Origin of the sequence: Pseudomonas sp. 2995-3, assembly GCF_002742565.1 — a bacterium.
Taxonomy (GTDB): Bacteria; Pseudomonadota; Gammaproteobacteria; order Pseudomonadales; family Pseudomonadaceae; genus Aquipseudomonas; species Aquipseudomonas edaphica.
In genome coordinates, this window is sequence record NZ_LJSB01000107.1 from 1 (window position 1) to 308 (window position 308).

General features: G+C 38.3%; 1 protein-coding gene. It reads left to right on the top strand.

Annotated elements, in window-relative coordinates:
- On the top strand, window positions 1–308 hold a 308-nt coding region (locus tag AOA62_RS05070), incomplete at both ends, for a glycoside hydrolase family 9 protein (RefSeq protein WP_178075620.1).

The following is a 308-nucleotide window of genomic DNA, read 5'->3' on the forward strand; positions in this document are numbered from 1 at the left end:
TGGTAAAACTCCAGACGTGCTTCTTGAATGTAAATATGAGTTAGATTGGATGTTAAAAATGCAAGACGAAACATCGGGTGGTGTATTTCACAAATTAACTACTTTAAACTTTCCAGGACTTGATGTGATGCCAGAGAACGATAATGAAGCCCTTTATTTATCACCTATATCTTCAACAGCGACTGCCAGTTTTGCCGCTGTAATGGCCTTATCAAGTAGAATTTATAAAAGTTTGGACCCTAATTTTTCAAAAAGATGTCTCCAAGCTTCACTTTTGGCTTGGGAGTGGTTACAGCAACACCCTCATG